Origin of the sequence: Geminicoccus sp. (assembly GCF_035556675.1) — a bacterium.
GTDB lineage: Bacteria > Pseudomonadota > Alphaproteobacteria > Geminicoccales > Geminicoccaceae > Geminicoccus.
In genome coordinates this window covers 1-2581 of the sequence record NZ_DATMFZ010000338.1, presented here as the reverse complement: position 1 = coordinate 2581, position 2581 = coordinate 1, and the positions used below count along the sequence as shown (strand labels likewise).

The following is a 2581-nucleotide window of genomic DNA, read 5'->3' as shown; positions in this document are numbered from 1 at the left end:
GTCTGGTGGGGCATCCCGTTCTTCGCCATCACCATCCTGGCGGCCCTGCAGTCGATCCCGAACGAGATGTACGAGGCGGCCGCGATCGACGGGGCCGGCACGCTCGCGCGCTTTCGCCATGTGACGCTCGCCTATCTGGTGCCGACCATCGCCATCACCTTGCTGCTGCGCACCATCTGGATCGCCAATTTCGGCGACCTGGTGGTGGTGATGACCGGCGGCGGCCCTGCCAACCAGACCCAGATCCTGCCCTCCTACATCTTCACCATGGCGTTCCGTAAGCTCGACTTCGGCTATGCCTCGGCCCTGTCCATGGTGCTGCTGGCCCTGCTGTTCCTCTACGCCATCCTGATCCTCGAGATGCGCCGCCGGCTCCGGAGTGCCTTCTGATGGGAAGCCTGGCCTGATGGTGGTCGCCGGCACCTCGCAGCTCCGCCGCCGCCTGGGCTTCTGCGGCCACTGGCTGGCCCTGGCGCTCTATGTCCTGGCCGCGCTGTTCCCGCTGTTCTGGCTGGTCAAGATCGCCGTGACCCCGACGGACCTCCTGTTCGGCGAGGGCATCCGGCTGTGGCCGAGCAGCACGACGCTCGGCAACTTCCAGACCGTGCTCGGCGCCACCGACTTTCCCTGGTATTTCCTGAACTCGGTGATCGTCTCGCTGGGCACCGCCGTCGCCGTCACGGCCGTGGCGGCCCTGTCCGGCTATGCGCTCTCGCGCTTCATGTTCCGCTGGAAGAACGCGGTGGCCTTCTTCCTCCTGCTGACCCAGATCTTCCCGCTGGTGATGCTGATCGCCCCCATCTACCGGCTGATGACGCCGCTGGGCCTGGTCGACAGCCTGATGGGGCTGATCCTGGTCTACACCGCCTACAACGCGCCGTTCGCCACCTTCCTGATGCAGAGCTTCTTCGAAGGTATCCCCAAGGACCTGGAGGAAGCGGCGATGATCGACGGCTGCACCCGCTTCCAGGCGCTGTGGCGGGTGATCCTGCCGCTGACCCTGCCGGGCATGGGCGCCACGCTGGGCTTCGTGTTCACCGCCGCCTGGTCGGAACTCCTGTTCGCGCTGATGCTGATCTCGACCGAGACCAGGATGACCTTCCCGGTGGGCCTGCTCACCTTCGTGTCCAAGTTCTCGGTCGACTGGGGCCAGATGACCGCCGCGGCGGTGCTGGCGCTGATCCCGGCCTGTGCCTTCTTTGCCGTCATCCAGCGCTACCTGGTCCAGGGCCTCACCGCCGGCGCAGTGAAGGGTTGAGAGTCGCGAAGTTTTGCCTGCTGGCAACTTTTCTGCGGCCGGCGAATTTCTCCCCTATATCCTCACTCTGACCAGTCAAGCAGTCGGCCATTGGCCCTGTTGCCCGGCAGACGCAACTGCCGCTGTAGAATCATTTTTCCTTTTCAAGATTGTAACTTCTTGTGTAACTAGAGATATACAAGTTCATCTGGCGGAGGGCCCGATGACGTTGTCATTGCCTGGGCGCAGGGACGTGCCGCTGCACGACCTGCCCGATGTCGATTTTGACCGCCTGTCGCACCTGATGGAACGGATCGACCAGTTGTCCGCACAGATTTCCGATGCCGGCATGGCATTGCGCTCGCTGGTCGGTGGCCGGCAGCGTGGCGAGGCCAGTGCCGACGGCGATCATGGGGCGCCGACGCCGGTGGGGAAGCCGTTCCCCTCTTGACGCCGGCGCGCCGGCAGGCCTCCTGCCGCCATGCTCGACCTGAACGACGTCACCCTGCGCATCGCCGGCCGCCCCCTCCTGGAGGGCGCCAGCCTGCACATGCCCGCCAACCGCCGCTTCGGCCTGGTCGGCCGCAACGGCACCGGCAAGACCTCGCTGTTCCGCCTGATCACCGGCGAGTGGCACGCGGATGCCGGCGAGGTCCGCCTGCAGCCCGGCATCCGCCTGGGCATCGTCGCCCAGGAGGCGCCCGGTGGCAGCCTCACCCCGCTGGAAGGCGTCCTCGCCGCCGACCGCGAGCGCGCCTCGCTGATGGCCGAGCGCGCCACCGCCACCGACGGCCTCCGCATCGCCGAGATCGAGAACCGCCTGCACGAGATCGGCGCCGACGCCGCACCCGCCCGCGCCGCGATCATCCTCAAGGGCTTAGGCTTCGACGACGAGATGCAGCACCGCCCGCTCTCGTCCTTCTCCGGCGGCTGGCGGATGCGCGTGGCGCTGGCGGGCGTCCTGTTCACCGAGCCCGACCTGCTCCTGCTGGACGAGCCCACCAACCACCTGGACCTCGAAGCCACCCTCTGGCTCACCGAGCATCTGGCGAAATACCCGCGCTCCCTCCTCCTGATCAGCCACGACCGCGACCTGCTGGACGCCGTCCCTGAGCGCATCGTCCACCTGGAGAACCGCAGGCTCACCACCTGGACCGGCGGCTTCACCCAGTTCCGCCGCCAGCTCGCCGAGCAGCGCGAACTGCGCGAGAAGACCCGCGCCAAGCAGCTGGAGCAGCGCGCCCACCTGCAGAGCTTCGTCGACCGCTTCCGCGCCAAGGCCACCAAGGCCCGCCAGGCCCAGTCACGCCTGAAGATGCTGGAGAAGATGCCGGTCCTGGACGC

4 protein-coding genes are annotated in these 2581 nt (G+C 67.1%); all 4 read left to right on the top strand.

Features of this window, described 5'->3' with window-relative positions; all coding sequences use genetic code 11:
* Positions 1–390 (top strand): sugar ABC transporter permease (locus VNS22_RS23700; protein WP_325736895.1); only part of this gene is annotated, 390 nt, incomplete at its 5' end.
* Between the two features lie 19 nt (positions 391–409).
* Positions 410–1258: a carbohydrate ABC transporter permease gene (locus tag VNS22_RS23695; RefSeq protein ID WP_349261881.1), complete on the top strand. Its 849-nt coding sequence runs from the start codon at positions 410–412 to the stop codon at positions 1256–1258.
* Positions 1259–1460: 202 nt separating this feature from the next.
* The gene (locus VNS22_RS23690; protein ID WP_325736891.1) at positions 1461–1688 is read left to right on the top strand and encodes a hypothetical protein; all 228 of its coding nucleotides are present in this window, start codon (positions 1461–1463) and stop codon (positions 1686–1688) included.
* Between the two features lie 30 nt (positions 1689–1718).
* A partial coding sequence (locus VNS22_RS23685; protein ID WP_325736889.1) for an ABC-F family ATP-binding cassette domain-containing protein occupies positions 1719–2581 on the top strand: 863 nt, incomplete at its 3' end.